The following is a 19293-nucleotide window of genomic DNA, read 5'->3' on the forward strand; positions in this document are numbered from 1 at the left end:
GACTTCAAGGAGCGCAGATGTCCATGGCAACGGACAGCGAGACCTCGTCCGGTCTCCACCTGGTCGGCAAGCTGCTCGACCCCGCGTCGAGGCCCGACCCGTACCCGATCTACGCCGAGTTCCGCGCCCGCGGCCCGTTGTGGATCGAGGAGATGTCCTCGCTGGTGGTGACCAGCTACCACGACTGCGAGACGCTGCTGCGCGACCCGCGGCTCAGCGCCGAGCGGTGGCGGTTCTTCCAGCCCGATGGGGCAGCAGACCCGTACCCTCCGGACGCTCCCGCCTCGGTACGGCGGCCGTGGTTCCTCTCCTTGGATCCTCCGGACCACACCCGGCTGCGGCGTCTGGTCAGCAGCGCGTTCACCGCCCGTACCGTCGCCCGGATGGAGGACTCCGTCACGCGGCTGGTCGAGGAGTGCCTCGACCGCGCGGCCGAGGGGGAGGCGTTCGACGTGATGTCCGGCCTCGCCTACTCGCTGCCGGTGACGGTCATCTGCCGGATGCTCGGCGTGCCGCAGGCCGACGAGCGGCTGTTCCACGGGTGGACCGCCCAGCTCACCCGGCTGCTCGACGGGTTCGGCAATCCTGGCGACGGGAACGACGAGTGGGCGGGTGGCATGGCCGACATGCACCGGTACGTCAACGACCTCGTCGCCGAACGGCGCCGGAGCCCGCGCCGGGACGACCTGATCTCCGAGCTGCTCGCCGCGCAGGAGGGCGGCGACGCGCTCAGCCATGACGAGCTGGTCTCCACGATCGTGCTGCTGCTGGTGGCGGGGCACGAGACGACGGTCAACCTGATCGCCAACGGCGTGCTCGCCCTGCTGCGGCACCCCGGCCACCTCGCCGCCCTGCGCGCCGACCCCGGTACGGCGTCCGCGGTCGTCGAGGAGACCCTGCGCTACGACCCGCCCGTCCAGCTCACCGCCCGGGTCGCCAAAGAGGACATGAGCGTCGGGAAGGCGAAGGTGCCCGCGGGCAGCCTGGTCATCCTGCTGCTGGCCGCGGCCCACCGGGACCCGGAGGCGAACCCGGACCCGGACCGGTTCGACCCGGCCCGCGAGCAGGCGCGGCATCTGGGCTTCGGCTTCGGTCCGCACTTCTGCCTCGGCTCGCCGTTGGCCCGGCTCGAAGGCCGGGTGGCGCTGGCCGCGTTCGCCCGGCGCGTACGGGAGCCCAAGCTGGTTGCCGACCCGCCGCCGTACCGGGAGCACATCAACCTTCGCGGCGTCAGCGAGCTCCTCATCTCGCACGCAGGGGTGATGACGTGACGGTCGGCTAACCTGATGCGATGGTGACCTCCAGGAGCCGGCGCCGCCTTTCCCCCGAGGCCAGGCGCGGCGAACTCATCGACGCCGCCATTCGGCTCCTGGACTCCGGGCAGGACGTGACCAACTGGGTCCAGGCCGTCACCGCCGAAGCCGACGCCGCCAAGGGCACCTTCTACGTCTACTTCTCCTCCTGGGAGGAGATGGTCACCGCGGTACGGGACCGCGTGCTACGGGACTACGTGGACCGCTTCCACCGGCTCGCCGAATCCACCGAGCCGATCGACTGGTGGGCCACCCTCGACGCCGAATGCGCGGCGGCCGTCGAGTCCATCGCCCGGCCCGGCGGGCTCCACGCCGCGGTCTTCCACTCCAACCCCGCGCCCGATGGTGGGCCGGACATCATCGCCGCCATCGCCAAGGCGCTGCGGCGGGCCATGGACGACGGCGCGTTCCGCCAGGTCGCCCCGCATGTCGCGGCCACGCTCCTGTTCACCGTCCTGCACAGCGCCGCGGACGCGATCGCCGCCGGAGAGCGGCCGCAGGTCTGGCTGGAGGCCGTGAGCGACCTCAATCGCCACTGGCTCGCGCCGGCGCCGACGCAGTGAAAGGGGCCACCGCGGCGGCCCCTTTCACTCGGAACAGAGTCAGTCCATGACGACGATCTGGCGGAGGACCTCGCCGCCCCGCAGCGCCGCCACCGCGTCGTTCAGGTCCGACAGGCGGATGCGGGCGCTGATCATCGACTCCAGGTCCAGCTTGCCGGCCTTGTGGAGCTTGGCGAAGTAGGGGAAGGCGTGGCGCACGTCCGCCTCGCCGTACAGGCTGGACAGCAGGTTCTTGCCCTCGAACAGCAGGCTGAACGCCGAGATCGACACCATGTCGTCCACCGCGCCCGCCCCGACCACGATGACGTCGCCGCCCTGCCGGGTGATCTGCCAGGCGCTCTGGATGGTGGCCGCCTTGCCGACCACCTCGAAGCCGTAGTCGAAGCCGGCGCCGGCGGTGAGCTCGTTCAGGGTGTCGGGGACCTGCTCCGGGGTGACGGCGTGCGTGGCGCCGACCTTCTTGGCCAGCTCGTGCTTGGACTCCAGCGGGTCGATCGCGAGGATCATGCGGGCGCCGGAGAGGCGGGCGCCCTGGATGACCGACAGGCCGACGCCGCCGCAGCCGATCACCGCGACCGTGGAGCCGGGGCGGACCTTCGCGGTGTTGATCGCGGCGCCCACGCCGGTCGTGATGCCGCAGCCGATCAGGGCCGCCGCCTCCCACGACACGTCCTCGTCGATCTTGATCGCGCCCTGCCACGGCACGACGATCTCCTCGGCCCAGGTGCCGCACCCGGCCATCCCGTACGCCGTCGCCCCGTCGCCGCCGAACCGGAAGTTGCCCTTGCTGAACGCCTCGACCACGTACTTGATGCACAGGTACGGCTGGCCGCCCAGGCACAGGTCGCACTCCTGGCAGCCGGGCCGCCAGTTGATGACCACGTGGTCGCCCGGCTTGAGCGAGGTGACGTGCTCGCCCACCTCGACCACCGCGCCCGCGCCCTCGTGCCCGAGCACCAGCGGCACGGGCTGCGGCAGTACGCCGGTCATGGCCGACAGGTCCGAGTGGCACACGCCCGTCGCCTTGATCCGTACGCGTACGTCCGCCGGCCCGACGGGGGCCAGGGTGACGTCGTCGCGGATGTCCAGCTTGTCGTTGCCTACGGCGTGCAGGATCGCGGCGCGCATGGGGTTCCTCCTCCGGCTGGTGCCTAGCGGGGCTATTCCTCTAGGGAAAGGGCGGCTTTGGGGCAGGACCGGACGGCGTGGCGGACGCGGTCCTGCATCTCGGGGGGCGGTTCTGGCAGCAGGACGTGGAGCTGGTCGTCGTCGTCCACCTCGAACACCTCCGGCGCGAGCCCCATGCACACGGCGTTGGCCTCGCAGACCAGCTCGTCCACCTTGACTCTCATGCGAGCCTCCTGTGATCCCATGAGACCACTTTGGTGTACTCCACGACGTACGCAACTCGCTTCTGCCCGGTCTGCTCCACATACGGGCGCAGCAGCTCGTCCGGTACGCCCGGAGTCATCCGGCGGGCGACCGTCATCCCGATGTCCATGACGCGGTCGCGGCCGTCCACCCGCTCGGCGTTCCCGTACACCAGGACGCCTTGGAGTTCGGCGTAGTCGTCGCCCGTCTCGATCAGGCAGCTCACCCGGGAGTCACGGGCAAGATTGCGGGCTTTCTGGGCTTTCGCGTAGGTCCAGAAGGTGATGCGTCCCTTGTCGAGCCCATAGAACATCGTCACCAAATGGGGTGTGCCGTCCGCGTTGATGGTGGCCAGCTGCAGCTTGCGCGAGCTCTCCAGGAAGGCGGTGACGTCGTCGTCCGACATGGCGATGCGAGCGCGCTGATTCACGGTGTAAGTAGAACAGGTTTCAGAACGGCGCTGCAAGGGTCCCCTGGAATGTTATTCGGTTCGGCTAGGCTGCATCCCCATGACGATGCCGTCAGAGCTGCTCTACGCAGCGAAGCACGCCAAGGGATTCATGCCGCACAACGAGGGGCTGGCCCTGTACGAGGCCGCCTGCCAGTACGGGAAGCTGGGCCCCGTCTGCGAGATCGGCACATACTGCGGGAAGTCGGCCGTCTATCTCGGCGCGGCGGCCAGGCAGGCCGGGTCGGTGGTCGTCACCGTCGACCACCACCGGGGCTCCGAGGAGATCCAGCCAGGGTGGGCCCATCACGACCCGACGCTGGTGGACCCCCGGTTCGGCAAGATGGACTCGCTGCCGACGTTCAGGGCCACGATCGCGGCCGCGGGGCTCGAGGACGAGGTGATCGCGATCGTCGGCCGGTCGGAGCAGGTCGCCGCTCTCTGGAGGACGCCTCTGGGGATGCTGTTCATCGACGGCGGGCACTCCGAGGAGCCGGTGACCCGCGACTACGAGGGCTGGGCGCCGCACGTCATGGAGGGCGGGGCGCTGGTCTTCCACGACATCTACCCCGATCCCGCCGACGGCGGGCAGGCGCCGTACCGGGTCTACCAGCGGGCGGTGCGGTCGGGCGCCTTCAGCGAGGTGTCGGTGGAGGGCTCGCTCCGCGTGCTGGAGCGCGTCGGCCCCGGAATCTAGTCAGCAGCGGTGGCGCTGGCTCCAGGACCGGCGGGTCTGCGACTGCCAGCGCTGGAAGTCCTCGTGCGTGTGCGCCTCGTGCCCGAGCGCGAGGAGCGCCTGGTCCGTCCACGAGGCGGCCGCCTCGGGTTCGGCCCCGGCCAGGATCGGCACGGCCTGCGCCGTGTGGTCCGGCAGCGTCCCCGACCGCAGCCGGGCGGCGACGGCGAACGCGCACCCCTGGGCCAGCTGGGCGCGGAACCCGTCGGCCCCGGCGTGCTCGGTCAGCCACCACAGCTCGTCGGAGTCGGCCCCGCCCGTGTACGTCGCCGCGAACCCGATCCCGCTCCACAGGTCGCCCCGACGTCCCGCCGGATATCCACCGATCCTGGCGGCGATGTCGTCGGGCGAGGCGCTGTCGTGGTACCAGAGCAGCCGCCCCAGCCCCTGATCGAACACCGCGCAGTGCGCCCGGGTCAGCAGATCGGGCATCGTGCGCTCGCCCACCATGCGGTCGGCCCTGGCCAGGCTCCACTGGAACCCGAACCCGTCCACGGCCAGCCAGCGCAGCAGCGGATGCGCGCGCCGCGCGCCCCACAGGGGCCGCAGCCGCAGCAGGGCGTAGCCGCGACCGGCGCCGACGTAGGCGGCGTGGCGATGATGCTGGGCGGGGCCGGTGAGTAGCTCGTGAAGGCGCCGGCCCCGCGTCAGCGTGAGCAGGTCGAGTACGGTGCAGGCGGCGGCCGCCCCTTCGTAGCCGAAGGGCCGCTGCTCAGCCGATATGTCCTCGACCTTCTCAATCTCCCGGGACGTCACCGCGTTGAAGCCGAAAACGTATGCACTTTCGGCATCGGTGAAGACCGCTCGGGAAGCTCCTCCTCTGAGCCGGAATCGTCGCCGGCCCAGATCGGACTCCAGAGGATCCTTGACCAGGAACCTCCGCAGCCCCCTCGCCCGGGACAGTGTCGGCTCGGTCCTGACCTGATCCAAGAACGAAGTTGTGCCCGTGTCGCCCACGCTTCCCCCGAAGACGCCTCGTACGAGTCACTCAGAAGCTAGTAAGCCCATTGCGTCGATCATCGGCGGCGCACCGGATTTCGGCGGCAAAGAACCCGCAAAAGCGCTTGTGCGGGGGTGAGGTCAGAGGTCGTCGCGGCGTACCAGGCCCGTGCCGGCGGCGCAGCCGCAGGTCTCCGGGTCGGACACCGACGTCCCCACGATGTCCCTGAACAGGCCGGACCCCGGCGTCAGCGCCAGCAGCGCGTCGGCGGCGAGCACGACGGCGGCGGCCGTGTACCCGGACCGTTCGTGGGGGAAGTGCTTGAGGTTCGCGAACTGCCAGCCCGTCCAGTACGAGCCGTCCTCGTGCCGCAGATGCTGCACGTCCGTGAACAGCGTGACCGCCCGCCCCCGGTCTCCCAGCGCGTCGAGCGCGAGCACCAGCTCGCACGTCTCCGCCCCCGTCACCCACGGCTGGTCGGACACGCACCTGATCCCGAGCCCGGGCACCACGAACGTGGCCCACTCGCGCTCCAGCAGCTCGAACGCCTGCGGCCCGCGCACCGCGCCGCCGAGCACCGGGTAGTACCAGTCCATGGAGAAGCGGCTCTTGTCCGCGAACGCCTCGGGATGCGCCGCCAGCACGTGCGCCAGCCGGTCGGCGGCCAGCTCCCAGTGCGGCTGCGGGTCGCCCAGGTGGTCCGCGAGCAGCACGCCGCAGCGCAGCCCCTGGTGGATGGAGGAGCACCCGGTGAGCAGCGCGAGCGTCGAGGCGACGCCGTGCGCGTCGCGTTCCCAGACGATCTCCCCGCGCTCGGTCTGCAGCCCCGCCACGTAGTCGAGCGCGGCCTTGACCATGGGCCAGTGCTCCTCGGTGAACGCCTGGTCGCCGGTCACGAGATGGTGGTGCCAGAGCCCGGCGGCGACGTAGGCGGCGTGGTTGCTCTCGCCGCCCTGCTCCGTGGGCACGCCGTCGGCCAGCTTCATCGGCCAGGAGCCGTCGGGGCGCTGGTGGCGGGCCAGCCACGCGTAGCCGCGCCGTACCGGCTCGCCGAGTCCCGCGACGGACATGGCCATCAGGCACTCGACGTGGTTCCAGGCGTCCACGTGGCCTTCCGGCCACGGCACGCCGCCGTCGTCCTGCTGGATCGTCGCGATGCTCTCGCCCGTCCGCACGACCTCCGCGTGGGAGATCATGGCTTCCTGACGTAGAGGACCACGCTCTTGCCGATGATCGGGTTGAGCACGGCTTCGGCGATCCTGGTGGCGGCCGGGCGCTTCATGATGTCCCAGACCAGCAGCTCGTGGTACGCCTTGGCGAGCGGGTGGTCGTCGTTGCCGACGCCGACCGCGCACTTGATCCACCAGTACGGCGCGTGCAGGCCGTGGGCGTGGTGGTGGGGGCCGATCTCGAACCCGATGGACTTCAGCTTGGCCGACAGCTCAGCCAACGTATAAATCCGGACATGTCCCCCGGGGGCCGTGTGGTAGGCCTCGTCCAGCGCCCAGCAGATCCGTTCGGGCAGGAAGCTCGGCACGGTGACGGCCGCCGTACCGCCCGGCTTGAGCACGCGGAAGAGCTCGCGCATGGCCGCCATGTCGTCCGGGATGTGCTCCAGCACCTCGGCCGCGATGACCCGGTCGAAGCTGCCGTCCTCGAACGGCATGTCCAGCGCCGTACCCTGGACGATCTGCCCGCTCGCCCCTGACGGCACCTCGCCCGCCTTGTCCATCGCCGCGAACATGGCCGCCACGCCGTCCAGCTCCGCCTGGTCCATGTCGAACGCGATCACGTCCGCTCCCCGGCGCAGCGCCTCGAAGGCGTGCCTGCCGCCGCCGCAGCCCAGGTCGAGCAGGCGCACGCCGGGGCCGACGGGAAGCCGGGCGAAGTCGACGGTCAGCACTGGTCAGCCTCTCCTCTTGTGGTTCTCCATGGCCTCGAGGTATGCCTCGACGGTCTTCTTGGCCACGACGTGCCAGGTGTAGCGCTCCATGACGCGGTCGTATCCGGCCTTGCCCACGCGTTCGCGCTCCTCGGGGGAGTCGTGCAGGCGGCGCAGCACCGCGGCCAGCTCCTCGGGGTCGCCCGGGGCCACCTGGATGGCGGCGTCGCCCACGACCTCGGGCAGCGCTCCCGTACGGCTGGCCACCAGGGGCGTGCCGCAGGCCATGTGCTCGACGGCGGGCAGCGAGAAGCCCTCATAGAGGGAGGGGACGACCGAGATCTCCGAGGTGGCGATCAGCTCGCCCAGCTCGTCGTCGGAGATGCCGTGGACGAAACGCACCCGGTCCTGCAGCGACAGCTCCTGGACGAGCTGCTCGGTCGGGCCGCCGGGGGTGGGTCGGCTGACGACGGTGAGGTGCACGTCGCGCTCGGTGGCCAGCTTCGCGACCGCCCGCAGCAGCGTCGCGACGCCCTTCATGGGCGAGTCCGCGCTGGCCACGGCCACGATCGAGCCCTTGCGCCGGGGCTTGTCCGGGCGCGGGTGGAAGTAGCGGGTGTCGACGCCGAGGGGGATCAGGCGCATGTTCGCCTGGGGGACGTTGAAGTCGCGGTGGATGTCGGCCAGCGACGACTCGCTGACTGTCAGGATCGGGCTCAGCCGGGGCGCGACGCGCGACTGCATCTTCACGAACCCGTACCAGCGGCGCAGGCTCAGCCTCTTCCCGCCGGTGGCGGCCTCGAGCTCGATGCGGCGGTCGACGCTGATCGGGTGGTGGATGGTGCCGACCACGGGGAACATCCGCTGGATGCCCAGCAGGCCGTATCCGAGGGTCTGGTTGTCCTGTACGACGTCGAAGTCGCCGATGCGCTTCTTCAGCTCGCGGTAGGCCCGCAGCGTGAACGTCAGCGGCTCGGGGAACCCCGCCGTCCACATCGTCCCGACCTCGAGCAAGTCGATCCAGTCGCGGTATTCGTGCAGCTTGGGCGTTCTGAACGGGTCCTCGTCGCGGTAGAGGTCGAGGCTGGGCACCTCGCGCAGGATGACGCCCTCGTCCAGCTCGGGATAGGGCTGGCCGGAGAACACCTCGACGTGGTGCCCTAAGGCGACCAGCTCGCGGCTGAGGTGGCGAAGATAGACGCCTTGGCCACCACAGGTGGGCTTGCTGCGGTAGGACAACAACGCGACTCGCAGCCTTCGATCCCGCCGGGCTGGCTCTTCCACGACACCCCTTTCTCCGCCGGTAGGGCCCTTGAGATGGGCGTGTACCGTGAAGATGACCTTAGTCCGAGAAGGCTACCATTCGGTAGGTCGGGTGGAATTGTTCACAATTACGGTTAAACGTCGTGCGAACTGCGACGTTACCGTAACCGAGCGTGGTTCGGTGGAACGGGTTCTAGGTGGCTGGTGCCCTATCTGGGCGCTTAGCTGTACATTCCGTCCCAGACAGATTGCTATACGCGATAGCAGGAGGACCCTTGGCCAGGCGAGCTCTGATCACCGGCATCACCGGCCAGGACGGTTCTTACTTGGCGGAGCACCTGCTGGAGCAGGGGTACGAGGTGTGGGGCCTGGCCCGGGGGCAGGCGAACCCGCGCGTGTCCAGGATGCGCAAGCTGCTCTCCGACGTGCGGGTGGTACGGGGGGATCTGCTGGACCAGGGGTCCCTGATCTCGGCGGTGGAACGCGTTCAGCCTGACGAGGTCTACAACCTCGGGGCGATCTCGTTCGTGCCGATGTCGTGGGAGCAGGCGGAGCTCACGGCCGAGGTGACCGGGATGGGCGTGCTGCGCATGCTGGAGGCGATCCGGGTGTGCTCGGGGGCGTCCCGGGGCTCGGGCGCTTCCCGACAGATCCGCTTTTATCAGGCTTCATCCTCTGAGATGTTCGGGCAGGTCAGCGAGACGCCGCAGAACGAGCGGACCGCCTTCCACCCGCGCTCGCCGTACGGGGTGGCCAAGGCGTACGGGCACTTCCTCACGCAGAACTACCGCGAGTCGTACGGGATGTTCGCCGTGTCCGGGATCCTGTTCAACCACGAGTCGCCGCGCCGGGGAGCCGAGTTCGTCACCAGGAAGGTGTCCCTGGGGGTGGCCCGGATCAAGCTGGGGCTGGCCACCGAGCTGCGGCTGGGGAACCTGGAGGCGCGGCGGGACTGGGGGTTCGCCGGCGACTACGTGAAGGCGATGCACCTGATGCTGCAGGCCGCCAATCCCGAGGACTACGTGATCGGGACGGGGCGGATGAAGTCGGTCAGGGAGCTGGTGGAGGCGGCCTTCACGGCCGCGGGGCTGGACTGGGAGCGGTACGTGGTGACCGACCAGACGCTGCACCGGCCCGCCGAGGTGGACCTGCTGTGCGCGGACCCGAAGAAGGCGCGCACGCAGCTGGGGTGGGAGCCGAGCGTGTCGTTCGACGAGCTGGTGGCGATGATGGTCGAGTCGGATCTGCGGTTGCTCTCCGACGGAGGCGATCCCGACCAGGACAGCTCCTGGCCGTGACGGTCATCGTTCACCTGTGACGGCCTGTCGATAGGTGCCCGGGGTCAGGCCGAAGTAGCGGGTGAACCATCGGGTCAGGTGGCTCTGGTCGGCGAAGCCCGTCGCGGTGGCCGCCTCGCTGATGGCCGTGCCGCCGGCGATCAGCGTACGTGCCGCTCTGAGCCGTAGCTGCCGCTGGTAGTCGCTGGGGGACAGCCCGTACTCCGCGTGGAAGGCCCGGTAGACCGCGTAGCGGCTGGCGCCCGTGGCCCGCGCCAGGTCGTCGCTCGTGAGATCGTCCCTGAGACGGTCATGGAGGAGCTGCCTGGCCTGCCGCGCGACCCTCGCCGACCTTCCTGGCCTGCCGTCCGGGTGGATCGGGGTCGTGGCGGCCCGCCGTACGATCGCCGCGACCGTGGCCGTGAGCAGCTCGTCGCGCCGCAGGGCCGTCGCGTCGGAGCCGAGGAGCTCCGCGTGCAGGGAGCGCAGCGCCCCCGCCAGGACAGGATCCTCGACCACGGGCTCGCCGAACAGGGGCAGGCCCAGGTGGCGGCCCGTCGCGTCGGTCAGGGCGTTCGACACGAGCTCGGGACCGATGTGGACGATCCGGTACGTGAAGCCGTACGCGTTCGTGGCGTGGCCGTCGTGGGGGTCCTCCGGGTTGAACGCCATGACCATGCCCGCCGAGCTCGTGTGGGCCGAGCCGCGGCAGGTGAACGACTGCGCGCCGGTCTCGGTGACCCCGAACGAGTAGGTCTCGTGGCTGTGCCGGTGGTAGACGTGCCGCTCGAAGTGGGCATGCATGGCCTCCACCGGCCGGTCGGGCGACCGCCAGTATCGGGACCAGTCATGCGTCATCCATCCATTGTCCTCACCGCCATTGACAAACCAAATTTTTACGTAAAGGATTGTTTTTGCGATGAGAGACGTCCTGTACCTGGAAGAGATCGAGCAGGCCGAGGCACTGCTCAAGCCGCAGCGCGTGGAGGTGCTGCGGCAGCTGGCCGAGCCGCGTACGTGCTCGGAGGTCGCCGAACGGCTCGGCCAGACACCGCAGCGGGTCTACTACCACGTCAAACGGCTGGTCGAGGCGGGCCTGGTGGACCTCGTGTCCGAGCGCAAGGTGCGCGGGATCCACGAGGGCATCTACCAGGCCGGTGCGCGCTCGTACTGGCTGTCGCCCCGGCTGGTGGGCCGGATCGGGCTGCGCAAGGCGCGTGACGAGCTGAGCCTCGGTTACCTGCTGGATCTCATGGAGGAGGTCCAGTCGGACATCGCGGCGCTCGACAGGAGCGCGCCCGAGCTGCCGTCTATCGGGTTGTCGGGGGAGATTCGCGTGCGTCCTGAAGAGCGTCAGGAGTTCCTGAACGATCTGCAGACGATGCTGCAGGGGCTGTTCACGCGGTACGGCGGGGCGGAGGGGGACGCGTTCAAGCTCGCCGTCGCCTGTTACCCGAACGCCGCTCCCGACCCTCCCGCCACCGCCGACCCTCCGGCCGCTAGCGGCCCTCCTGCACCTTCGACCCCTCCGGCACCCGCCGGCCCTTCCTCGACCGACGCCTCTCCGGCGCCCACGGACGAGACCGGCCCGCATCGGCGGCCTGGTGGGGGCAACCGACCACAGCCAGCCTGATGCCGACGCCCGGCGAGCAACCGCCCACGCGGATCGGCCACTCACACTCACACTCGCACTCTCCAAAGGAGAAGATGACGATGACCGAGCCCATGACGCTTCGTGCACGCATCCAGGCGCCTGCCAAGGACGTGCGCCACGCACTCACCGACCCGGCCGCGCTGCGGATCTGGCTGGCCGAGCACGCCGAGGTGGAGCTGCCCGACCGGTTCGGGTTCTGGGGGCGTACCACGCCTGAGGGGGACGCCCCGCACCAGCGGCTGCTGCACGCGGACGAGCGCACGGTGCGCTTCGCGTGGGTGCTGGACGGCGAGGAGATGACCACCGAGTTGACGCTGGAGGAGGACGGGGACGCGACGATCCTGACGTTGTCGCAGACGCACTTCGACTTCCAGGACGTCATCACGGGCAAGAGCATCCGGGGCGTGCTCCAGACGTACTGGTGCCTGGCCGTCGCCAACCTGGCCGAGCACCTTGAGGGGCGCGAGCTCACACCCAAGATCGACTTCACCTCCTCGGACCTGCGCGCTCAGGTCACCGTCGACGCCTCGCCGGAGAAGGTGTTCGAGTCGCTGATCGACTCGGAGGCCGCGACGCGGTGGTTCGGGTTCCCGATCGAGATCGAGCCGTACGTGGGCGGCCGCTTCGCGATGGGCGGCCTGGACAACGACCCCAGCCCCGCAAAGGTGCTGGAGCTCGAGCCCGGCAGCAAGTTCTCCCTGGACTGGGGCGCCTCGGGAGTCGGCACGTGGGAGCTGGAGGGCTCCGGTGGGCAGACGCGCCTGACGCTGGTGCAGAGCGGGTTCGACGCGGAACGCCCGCCGTACGCGGCGTGGGGCGGGATCCTGTCGGGTGTCGCGGAGCTGCGGCGCTACCACGAGATGCCGGACTGGCGGCCGGTCTTCGTGAGCTGACGCTTCCGCACCAGCGTTCAAGACACGGCGGGGGCGGGACGTGGAGACTCGTGACCATGCGTTTCGACACCAAGATCGGCATCGTGGTCCGCGCGGATCTGGCCGCATGGCAGAAGCTCAACGTCACCGCCTTCCTGTCCAGCGCGGTGGCAGGCGGGGTGCCGGGGCTCATGGGGGAGCCGTACGAGGATGGGTCCGGCAATTCGTACCTGCCGATGCTCCGCCAGCCCGTGCTCGTCTACACGGCCGACTTGGAGGGCCTCCGGGGTGTCCGGGAGAAGGCGGTGGGCCGGGAGATGGACGTGGCCGTCTACATCGAGGAGATGTTCAAGACGGGACACGACGCGGACAACCGAGCGGCCGTGCGAGCGGTGGAGGCGGAGGAAATGGCGCTGGTGGGGGTGGCGATCCATGGGCCGAAGAACGGCGTGGACAAGGTCCTGAAGGGCCTCCCCCTGCACCCCTGACTCTTGGTCCTCTGCCTATCCCAGCCCGCACCATGTCGTGCAAATTAAGGCGTCCGCCTCACCACCGTGACTCCTCCGCTCCCTGGGGAACGGCTTCTCGCTAGACCACTTGCACGCCTTGGCGAAGGGCAAGCCCTGCCCTGAGGATGTTGACGGCCGCGTTCACATCCGCGTGCGCTTGGTGCCCGCACGTGGTACATCGGAACCTTGCTTGGCTGGGGCGATTCTCCTTCGCGCAGTGCCCGCAGCGGGCACAGGTGCGGGAGGTGTTGCGGGGATTCACTGCGATCAACTGGCGACCGGCGCTTTCAGCCTTGTGCGCGAGGATACGCAGGAACACCCCCCAACCCGCGTCCAGAATCGACTTGCTCAGCCCGGATTTGGCCGCGGCACCATTGGGCAGGTGGCCGCCCGCGCAGTCCGGTTTCGGTATCGGGGCCTTGGTCATGTTCGCGATCCGCAGTGCTTCGTGCACGATCACGTCGTAGCCGCGTGCCAGGCCAAGGGCGGCCTTGTGCGCGCCGTCCAGACGCTGACGGCGGACCTTGGCGTGTATTGCTGCCACGCGGACGACAGCCTTGCGGCGACGCTCGGACCCGCGCTTCTTACGGGCCAGGTCCTGCTGGGCGGCGGACAGGCGCTCGGCGGACGTCTCCAGGTGGCGCGGGTTGGCCAGGTGGTCGCCGTCGCTGGTCGTGACCAGGCTAGCCACCCCCATGTCCAGGCCGACCACCGCACCGGTCTGCGGGAGCGGTTGGGCAGGAACGTCATCGCAGGACAGCACCACGTACCAGCGCGCACCCTCCCGCTTGATGCTGATCGTCTTGACCCGACCCCATATAAGGCGGTGCTGATGCACCCGGACGTGGCCGACACCCTGCAGTCGCACGTAGGTCGTTGAGGGGTGATGGGGCTGAGAGTCCCACTGGCAGCCGTCGCCGTCCCTGGGCCATTCGACGGTGTCGAACCAGCCCCGGCCCTTGAAGCGCGGATATCCTGGCTTGTCACCCGCCTTGAAGCGGCGGAAGAACGCCGCGAACGCCTTGTCCAGGCGGCGCAGGGTTGCCTGCTGGGAGGAGAAAGACCACCGCCCCTGCCCGCCGGGGTCGGCCGCGCGGATCTCCTTGAGCTCCACCGACTGGTCACCGTAGCGGATCGTGACACCCGCCTGGCTGTAAGCGGTGCGTCGGTGCTCCAGCGCGCCGTTGTACAGCGCCCGGTGGTCATCCAAGCACGCGGTGAGCGCGACCGCCTGCTTGGCGGTGGGGCGCATCAGGAACTTGAACGACCTACGCACACCCACCTCCCACGTTCTGTAACGAGAAGGCCACGCTATCGGCAGGTGGCGGCAAAACCTAGGATGGGGAAGTTGAACACGCCGCTGCGCTGCGTGGTGATGCCGTCGCCGCCCGTGCCGGGCGTGTCACACCGGACATGCGGGTGCGAGGCAGCACAGGCGGGCGGTGGCGCACCGTGGCGCGTATAGCCGGATGGCCGGGTTAGCCGACCGTGACAGGGAGCTCCTTGATGCCGTTGATGAAGTTCGAGCGAAGTCGGCGTGCAGAGCCCGTTTGGCGGAGTTTGGGGCGTCGGCGGGCCAGTTGTTCGAAGAGGACCCGGAGTTCGAGTTTGGCCAGGTGGTTGCCCAGGCAGAAGTGAGCTCCGCCGCCGCCGAAGCCGATGTGCGGGTTCGGGTCGCGGGTGATGTCGAAGACCTCGGGGTCGGAGAAGACCGCGGGGTCGCGGTTGGCGGCGGCGTAGAAGACCACGACCTTGTCGTCGGCCTTGATCTCCTGCCCGCCCAGCACCTGGTCGGTGGTGGAGGTGCGGCGGAAGAGGTTGACCGGGGAGACCCAGCGGACGATTTCGTCGGCTGCGGTCTTGGCGAGGGTGGGGTCGGCGACCAGGCGGGCCCACTGGTCCGGGTGCTCGAAGAGGGTGAGCATGCCGCCGGAGGCCGCGTTGCGGGTCGTCTCGTTGCCGGCGACCGCCAGGAGGAGGATGAACAGGTTGAACTCGTCCTGGTCAAGCGTCTCGCCGTGCTCGTTGGGCTGAAGGAGCTTGGTGACGATGTCGTTCTTCGGGGTGTCCCTGCGGCGTGTCGCGAGTTCGTTGGCGTAGGCGTAGACCTCCATGGCGGCGGCCGAGCCCACCTCGGGAGTTTCCGAGTAGTCCGGGTCCTGGCTACCGATCATGCGGTTGGACCAGGTGAAGAGCTTGTCGCGGTCGGCCACGGGCGCGCCGAGCAATTCGCAGATCACGTACAGGGGGAGCGGCGCGGCGACTTCGGTGACGAAGTCGATCTCGCCGGTGCACTTGTCCAGGAGGTCATCGCAGATGTCGCGGATGTGCTCTTCGAGAGCGCCGATCGTACGCGGAGTGAAGCCGCGGTTGACCAGGGAACGCCGTCTCGTGTGCTCGGGCGGGTCCTGGTTGAGCATCATGTGGCGCTGGAGATCGATCTGTTCCTGGGTCAGCTCTTCGAACAGGGCGAGCTTCTTGTGCGAGGAGAACCGGTCGGAGTGCCGCGATACATGGACGACGTCCTCGTATCGGGTGACGGCCCAGAATCCGGGCTCGCCCCCGTGCCAGTGGACGGGGGAGTTCGCGCGGAGCCAGGCGAGCTGCTCGTGTGGTGGTCCGGTGGTCGCGTAAATGTCCCTGTCGACGAGGTCGATGTGCACCAGATTCACCCTCTTGATCAAGCGCTTGGTTACTACTACTTGAAACGTGTTCTATTACGTCCCTGTACGACCGTCAAGGGGCAATGTAGTGGCGAAACGGCTCCACAAGAGGTCCGCCGAGGTCGGGCATTCGTCGGGCGATGCGGCTTGTGCCAGGTCCCCGCGGTCACCGACGACGGCGGCTTCGCTTGATGGTGGGAAGTACGCGTGTCATTGGCCGTTTGCGTGCGTGCCGTCGGCCGCCTGTGCGCGAGTCGTCGACCGCCTGTGTGGGGTGCCGCCGGTTGTCTGTCTGCGTGCCATCGGCTGTCTACGTGTGAGTCGTTGGCCGTCTGCGCGCGAGACCTGGCTGGGTTTCATGCGCGATGCAGCCGTTCCGTGCGCCCAGATTGAGTCGGCTCGCATGTCCGATACGGCTGGCCTGGCGTGTGTGACACGGCGGGGCCCGCGTGCTCGATAAGCCGGCCCGTGCGCCCCTGTCGCGAGGGCTTGAGTCCCACGCTGGCACCTGCCACAGGGCCCATGCCGGGCACCTGCCACAGGGCCCATGCAAGCACCTGCTGCGGGGACCTGGGCCCAGCGCTGGCGCCTATCGCGGGGGCTGGAGTCCCACGCCGCCACCCCGGCCGGCATGGGGTGGATTGTCCTGGGGGGATGTTTGCCGGTGGTGGTTGGCGTGGCAGGTGGGAGGTGTGGTCTTGGGGGTGGGGTTTACCTCCGATGTATTTGGAGGCGTTAATTCGTGTATGTGAATGCAGCCATCGGAGCGGTAAAGTCGCTTCACAGGCATCGACCACCCCCAGGGGGTGTCTTTCGAGGTCACGGATCGGATGTATCCGTCTTGTCACCCTTGACATGCTCTGCCCGATCGCACGAGCATCATGAATCGAGACATCCGATGTATATGAGAAGGATGCGGTGTGAAGCTGCTGCGAGTAGGACCTGTCGGCCAGGAGCGTCCGGTGGTCATGGATGACGCCGGTCACCTGCGCGACATCGGAGAGCCCGAGATTGACGGGGCTTTCCTCGCTTCCGGGGGAGTGGCGCGCGTCCGGGACGCGCTCGAGCGTGGTGCCCTGCCCGTCGTCGATGCCGAAGGGCTGCGGATCGGCGCCCCGATCGCTCGTCCGGGCAAGATCGTTTGCATCGGCCTGAACTACAGCGACCACGCCGCCGAGTCCGGGCAGGATGTCCCGGCCGAGCCGGTCGTGTTCATGAAGGCCGCGAACACCATGGTCGGCCCGTACGACGAGGTGCTCGTGCCCAGGGGCAGTGTGAAGACCGACTGGGAGGTGGAGTTGGCTGTCGTGATCGGCCAGGAGGCCCGCTACCTGGGCAGCCGGGAGGAGGCGCTCGGCGTGATCGCCGGGTACGCGATCTCCAACGACGTCTCCGAACGCGAGTTCCAGCTCGAACGCGGTGGGCAGTGGGACAAGGGCAAGTCGTGCGAGACGTTCAACCCGCTCGGCCCGTGGCTGGTGACGGCGGACGAGGTGGGCGACCCGCAGAGCCTGCCGCTGCGCCTCTGGGTGAACGGTGAGCTGCGCCAGGACGGCGACACCAAGAACATGATCTTCGACGTGGCCGAGATCGTGCGCTACCTGAGCCAGTTCATGGTCCTGGAGCCGGGTGACATGATCAATACGGGTACACCGGCCGGCGTGGCGATGGGCATGCCGGGGCAGCCGTACCTGCGTGAAGGTGACGTGATGGAGCTGGAGATCGAAGGGCTCGGGCGGCAGCGCCAGATGGTGGGGCAGGCATGACGACTCCTGGCGCGTACCGGATCGTCGGGATGGAGACGCACGACGTGCGGTTCCCGACCTCGCGCGAGCTCGACGGCTCGGATGCGATGAATCCGGATCCCGACTACTCCGCGGCCTATGTCGTGCTCACGACCGATGACGGGTTCGAGGGGCACGGGTTCGCCTTCACGATCGGGCGTGGCAACGACATCCAGACCACGGCCATCAGCGCGCTCGAGCCGTACGTGATCGGCAAGGATGTCGAGGGCCTCGGCGCGCTCTACAAGGACATGGTCAACGACTCGCAGCTGCGCTGGTTGGGGCCGGAGAAGGGCGTCATGCACATGGCGATCTCCGCCGTGGTCAACGCCCTGTGGGACCTCAAGGCCAAGCGGGCGGGCAAGCCGTTGTGGCGGCTGCTGTCCGAGATGTCCCCCGAGGAGATCGTCGACCTCATCGACTTCCGCTACCTGAGCGACGCGCTGACGCCGCAGGAGGCCCTCCAGATCCTGAAGAGCCAGGAGGCGGGCAAGGAGGAGCGGATCAGCCGGCTCATCGAGGTCGGCTACCCCGCCTACACCACCTCCCCCGGATGGCTCGGGTACGACGACGACAAGCTGCGCAGGCTCTGCAAGGAGGCCCTGGAGCAGGGCTTCAAGCAGATCAAGCTCAAGGTCGGCGCCGACCTCGAGGACGACCGGCGCAGGTTCAGGGTCGCCCGCGAGGTCTGCGGCCCCGACTTCCCGATCGCCATCGACGCCAACCAGCGCTGGGACGTCGGATCGGGCATCGAGTGGATCAACGCGCTGGGCGAGTTCCACCCCCATTGGGTCGAGGAGCCGACCAGCCCCGACGACGTGCTCGGCCACGCCGCCATCGCCAGGGGCATCGACCCCATCCCCGTGGCCACCGGCGAGCACGTCCAGAACCGCATCGTCTTCAAGCAGCTCCTGCAGGCCAACGCCATCTCCTACCTGCAGATCGACTCGGCCAGAGTCGGCGGCGTCAACGAGAACCTGGCGATCCTGCTGCTCGCGGCCAAGTTCGGCGTGCCGGTGTGTCCCCACGCGGGCGGCGTCGGGCTGTGCGAGCTGGTGCAGCACCTGTCGATGTTCGATTACGTCGCGATCACCGGCTCCATGGACAACCGCGTGATCGAGTACGTCGACCACCTCCACGAGCACTTCGTGGACCCCGTGGTCATCCGCAACGGTCGTTACGCCGCACCGTCCGCGCCCGGCTTCAGCGCGGAGATGCACGCAGTGTCGATCGCCGCCCACACATTCCCCGGCGGCGAAGTATGGAGGGACGCGTGAGCCTGAAAGCGATCGTGACCGGCGGCGGGTCCGGCATCGGACTGGCCGTGGCCACCCTGCTCGCCGAGCGCGACATGACCGTCGCCTGCCTCGACATCAATCCGCCGGGCGAGCCGTTCATCGGGATCAAGGTCGATGTCACGGACGACGCACAGGTACGGGCGGCGGTGGCGGAGGCCGCCGAGCGGCTGGGCGGCATCGACGTGCTCGTCAACAACGCGGGCATCGGCGCTCAGGGCACCATCGAGGACAATCCGGACAGCGAGTGGCAGAGGGTGTTCGACGTCAACGTGCTCGGCATGGTCCGGGTCGCGCGGGCGGCGCTGCCGTACCTCAGGCAGTCAGAGCACGCCTCCATCGTCAACACGTGCTCGATCGCGGCCACCGCGGGCCTGCCACAGCGCGCGCTCTACAGCGCGACCAAGGGCGCGGTGCTCTCGCTGACCCTCGCGATGGCCGCGGACCACATCCGTGAGGGCATTCGCGTCAACTGTGTCAACCCCGGCACCGCGGACACCCCGTGGGTCGCGAGGCTGCTCGATAAGGCCGACGACCCCGAGGGGGAGCGGGCCGCACTGAACGCCAGGCAGCCGATGGGCCGTCTGGTCAGCGCGGAGGAGGTCGCCGCGGCGATCGCCTATCTCGCCAGTCCTGAAGCCGGCGCCACCACCGGGACCGCGCTCGCGGTCGACGGGGGCATGCAAGGGCTCCGGCTGAGGGCGTCCAACTAAGGAAGGTACC

At 68.9% G+C, this 19293-nt stretch carries 20 protein-coding genes; 10 read left to right on the forward strand and 10 right to left on the reverse strand.

Annotation, left to right across the window (positions count from 1 at the left end; translation table 11 throughout):
* The first annotated feature begins 17 nt into the window (after positions 1-17).
* On the forward strand, positions 18-1271 hold the full coding sequence (locus tag AB0L65_RS46015; RefSeq protein ID WP_364259858.1) for a cytochrome P450: 1254 nt from the start codon (positions 18-20) through the stop codon (positions 1269-1271).
* Between the two features lie 20 nt (positions 1272-1291).
* A complete protein-coding gene (locus AB0L65_RS46020) occupies positions 1292-1876 on the forward strand; it encodes a TetR/AcrR family transcriptional regulator (protein ID WP_364259861.1) in 585 nt (194 codons plus the stop codon).
* A gap of 39 nt (positions 1877-1915) precedes the next feature.
* Here AB0L65_RS46020 and AB0L65_RS46025 read toward each other — a convergent pair whose 3' ends face one another.
* From AB0L65_RS46025 to AB0L65_RS46035, 3 genes are read right to left on the reverse strand one after another with little or no spacing between them, the layout of a single operon-like run.
* The gene (locus AB0L65_RS46025; RefSeq protein ID WP_364259864.1) at positions 1916-3004 is read right to left on the reverse strand and encodes a Zn-dependent alcohol dehydrogenase; all 1089 of its coding nucleotides are present in this window, start codon (positions 3002-3004) and stop codon (positions 1916-1918) included.
* Between the two features lie 32 nt (positions 3005-3036).
* The gene (locus AB0L65_RS46030) at positions 3037-3228 is read right to left on the reverse strand and encodes a ferredoxin (protein WP_350729366.1); all 192 of its coding nucleotides are present in this window, start codon (positions 3226-3228) and stop codon (positions 3037-3039) included.
* Positions 3225-3677, reverse strand: coding sequence for a pyridoxamine 5'-phosphate oxidase family protein (locus AB0L65_RS46035; protein WP_364259868.1), 453 nt, complete (start codon positions 3675-3677; stop codon positions 3225-3227). Before AB0L65_RS46035 ends, AB0L65_RS46030 begins: the two co-directional genes overlap by 4 nt.
* Positions 3678-3762: 85 nt before the next feature.
* On the opposite strand from AB0L65_RS46035, the gene AB0L65_RS46040 reads away from it, so the two are divergent.
* Positions 3763-4392 (forward strand): class I SAM-dependent methyltransferase, encoded by a 630-nt coding sequence (locus AB0L65_RS46040; RefSeq protein ID WP_350729798.1) that lies wholly within the window; start codon positions 3763-3765, stop codon positions 4390-4392.
* Here the strand turns inward: AB0L65_RS46040 and AB0L65_RS46045 are convergent, their stop codons facing one another.
* From AB0L65_RS46045 to AB0L65_RS46060, 4 genes are all read right to left on the reverse strand, one after another.
* Positions 4393-5388 (reverse strand): DUF1702 family protein, encoded by a 996-nt coding sequence (locus AB0L65_RS46045; protein ID WP_364259871.1) that lies wholly within the window; start codon positions 5386-5388, stop codon positions 4393-4395. It lies immediately after the preceding gene.
* A 123-nt stretch (positions 5389-5511) separates the two neighbouring features.
* On the reverse strand, positions 5512-6567 hold the full coding sequence (locus AB0L65_RS46050; protein WP_364259874.1) for a prenyltransferase: 1056 nt from the start codon (positions 6565-6567) through the stop codon (positions 5512-5514).
* Complete coding sequence (locus AB0L65_RS46055) at positions 6564-7274, reverse strand: methyltransferase domain-containing protein (RefSeq protein WP_364259877.1); 711 nt, start codon at positions 7272-7274, stop codon at positions 6564-6566. The genes AB0L65_RS46050 and AB0L65_RS46055 overlap by 4 nt, the downstream gene beginning before the upstream one ends.
* Positions 7275-7277: 3 nt before the next feature.
* Positions 7278-8537, reverse strand: coding sequence for a glycosyltransferase family 4 protein (locus AB0L65_RS46060; RefSeq protein ID WP_364259880.1), 1260 nt, complete (start codon positions 8535-8537; stop codon positions 7278-7280).
* A 254-nt stretch (positions 8538-8791) separates the two neighbouring features.
* On the opposite strand from AB0L65_RS46060, the gene AB0L65_RS46065 reads away from it, so the two are divergent.
* Complete coding sequence (locus tag AB0L65_RS46065; protein ID WP_364259882.1) at positions 8792-9814, forward strand: GDP-mannose 4,6-dehydratase; 1023 nt, start codon at positions 8792-8794, stop codon at positions 9812-9814.
* A gap of 3 nt (positions 9815-9817) precedes the next feature.
* On the opposite strand, the gene AB0L65_RS46070 is transcribed toward AB0L65_RS46065, so the two are convergent.
* Positions 9818-10651, reverse strand: a complete 834-nt coding sequence (locus AB0L65_RS46070) for an AraC family transcriptional regulator (RefSeq protein ID WP_364259885.1) — start codon at positions 10649-10651, stop codon at positions 9818-9820.
* 61 nt (positions 10652-10712) lie between these two features.
* Between AB0L65_RS46070 and AB0L65_RS46075 the strand changes: the two genes are divergently transcribed.
* The 3 genes from AB0L65_RS46075 (at position 10713) to AB0L65_RS46085 (ending at position 12807) form a co-directional block, all read left to right on the forward strand.
* Positions 10713-11426 (forward strand): helix-turn-helix domain-containing protein, encoded by a 714-nt coding sequence (locus tag AB0L65_RS46075; RefSeq protein WP_364259888.1) that lies wholly within the window; start codon positions 10713-10715, stop codon positions 11424-11426.
* A gap of 80 nt (positions 11427-11506) precedes the next feature.
* A complete protein-coding gene (locus tag AB0L65_RS46080) occupies positions 11507-12340 on the forward strand; it encodes an SRPBCC domain-containing protein (RefSeq protein ID WP_364259891.1) in 834 nt (277 codons plus the stop codon).
* 56 nt (positions 12341-12396) lie between these two features.
* Positions 12397-12807 (forward strand): DUF2000 domain-containing protein, encoded by a 411-nt coding sequence (locus AB0L65_RS46085; RefSeq protein WP_364259893.1) that lies wholly within the window; start codon positions 12397-12399, stop codon positions 12805-12807.
* 100 nt (positions 12808-12907) lie between these two features.
* Here the strand turns inward: AB0L65_RS46085 and AB0L65_RS46090 are convergent, their stop codons facing one another.
* On the reverse strand, positions 12908-14104 hold the full coding sequence (locus tag AB0L65_RS46090) for a transposase (protein ID WP_364259896.1): 1197 nt from the start codon (positions 14102-14104) through the stop codon (positions 12908-12910).
* 202 nt (positions 14105-14306) lie between these two features.
* Complete coding sequence (locus tag AB0L65_RS46095) at positions 14307-15491, reverse strand: cytochrome P450 (RefSeq protein ID WP_364259899.1); 1185 nt, start codon at positions 15489-15491, stop codon at positions 14307-14309.
* Between the two features lie 920 nt (positions 15492-16411).
* Here AB0L65_RS46095 and AB0L65_RS46100 point away from each other — a divergent pair.
* Genes AB0L65_RS46100 through AB0L65_RS46110 form a run of 3 tightly spaced genes read left to right on the forward strand, consistent with a single transcriptional unit; the run spans position 16412 to position 19283 of the window.
* On the forward strand, positions 16412-17257 hold the full coding sequence (locus tag AB0L65_RS46100) for a fumarylacetoacetate hydrolase family protein (protein WP_364259902.1): 846 nt from the start codon (positions 16412-16414) through the stop codon (positions 17255-17257).
* A complete protein-coding gene (locus tag AB0L65_RS46105; protein ID WP_364259905.1) occupies positions 17254-18552 on the forward strand; it encodes an L-fuconate dehydratase in 1299 nt (432 codons plus the stop codon). The genes AB0L65_RS46100 and AB0L65_RS46105 overlap by 4 nt, the downstream gene beginning before the upstream one ends.
* Entirely contained in the window at positions 18549-19283 is a 735-nt protein-coding gene (locus tag AB0L65_RS46110) for an SDR family oxidoreductase (protein WP_364259908.1), read from the forward strand. The genes AB0L65_RS46105 and AB0L65_RS46110 overlap by 4 nt, the downstream gene beginning before the upstream one ends.
* Positions 19284-19293 lie beyond the last annotated feature (10 nt).

This window comes from Nonomuraea sp. NPDC052116 (genome assembly GCF_040680035.1).
GTDB lineage: Bacteria > Actinomycetota > Actinomycetes > Streptosporangiales > Streptosporangiaceae > Nonomuraea > Nonomuraea angiospora_A.

What these genes read in the sequence shown, in the direction of transcription:
- AB0L65_RS46105 (WP_364259905.1), top strand. Translation starts at nt 17,254, where the DNA reads ATGACGACTCCTGGCGCGTACCGGATCGTCGGGATGGAGACGCACGAC.
- AB0L65_RS46030 (WP_350729366.1), bottom strand. Translation starts at nt 3,228, where the DNA reads ATGAGAGTCAAGGTGGACGAGCTGGTCTGCGAGGCCAACGCCGTGTGC.
- AB0L65_RS46070 (WP_364259885.1), bottom strand. Translation starts at nt 10,651, where the DNA reads ATGACGCATGACTGGTCCCGATACTGGCGGTCGCCCGACCGGCCGGTG.
- AB0L65_RS46080 (WP_364259891.1), top strand. Translation starts at nt 11,507, where the DNA reads ATGACCGAGCCCATGACGCTTCGTGCACGCATCCAGGCGCCTGCCAAG.
- AB0L65_RS46015 (WP_364259858.1), top strand. Translation starts at nt 18, where the DNA reads ATGTCCATGGCAACGGACAGCGAGACCTCGTCCGGTCTCCACCTGGTC.
- AB0L65_RS46040 (WP_350729798.1), top strand. Translation starts at nt 3,763, where the DNA reads ATGCCGTCAGAGCTGCTCTACGCAGCGAAGCACGCCAAGGGATTCATG.
- AB0L65_RS46075 (WP_364259888.1), top strand. Translation starts at nt 10,713, where the DNA reads ATGAGAGACGTCCTGTACCTGGAAGAGATCGAGCAGGCCGAGGCACTG.
- AB0L65_RS46085 (WP_364259893.1), top strand. Translation starts at nt 12,397, where the DNA reads ATGCGTTTCGACACCAAGATCGGCATCGTGGTCCGCGCGGATCTGGCC.
- AB0L65_RS46020 (WP_364259861.1), top strand. Translation starts at nt 1,292, where the DNA reads ATGGTGACCTCCAGGAGCCGGCGCCGCCTTTCCCCCGAGGCCAGGCGC.
- AB0L65_RS46025 (WP_364259864.1), bottom strand. Translation starts at nt 3,004, where the DNA reads ATGCGCGCCGCGATCCTGCACGCCGTAGGCAACGACAAGCTGGACATC.
- AB0L65_RS46050 (WP_364259874.1), bottom strand. Translation starts at nt 6,567, where the DNA reads ATGATCTCCCACGCGGAGGTCGTGCGGACGGGCGAGAGCATCGCGACG.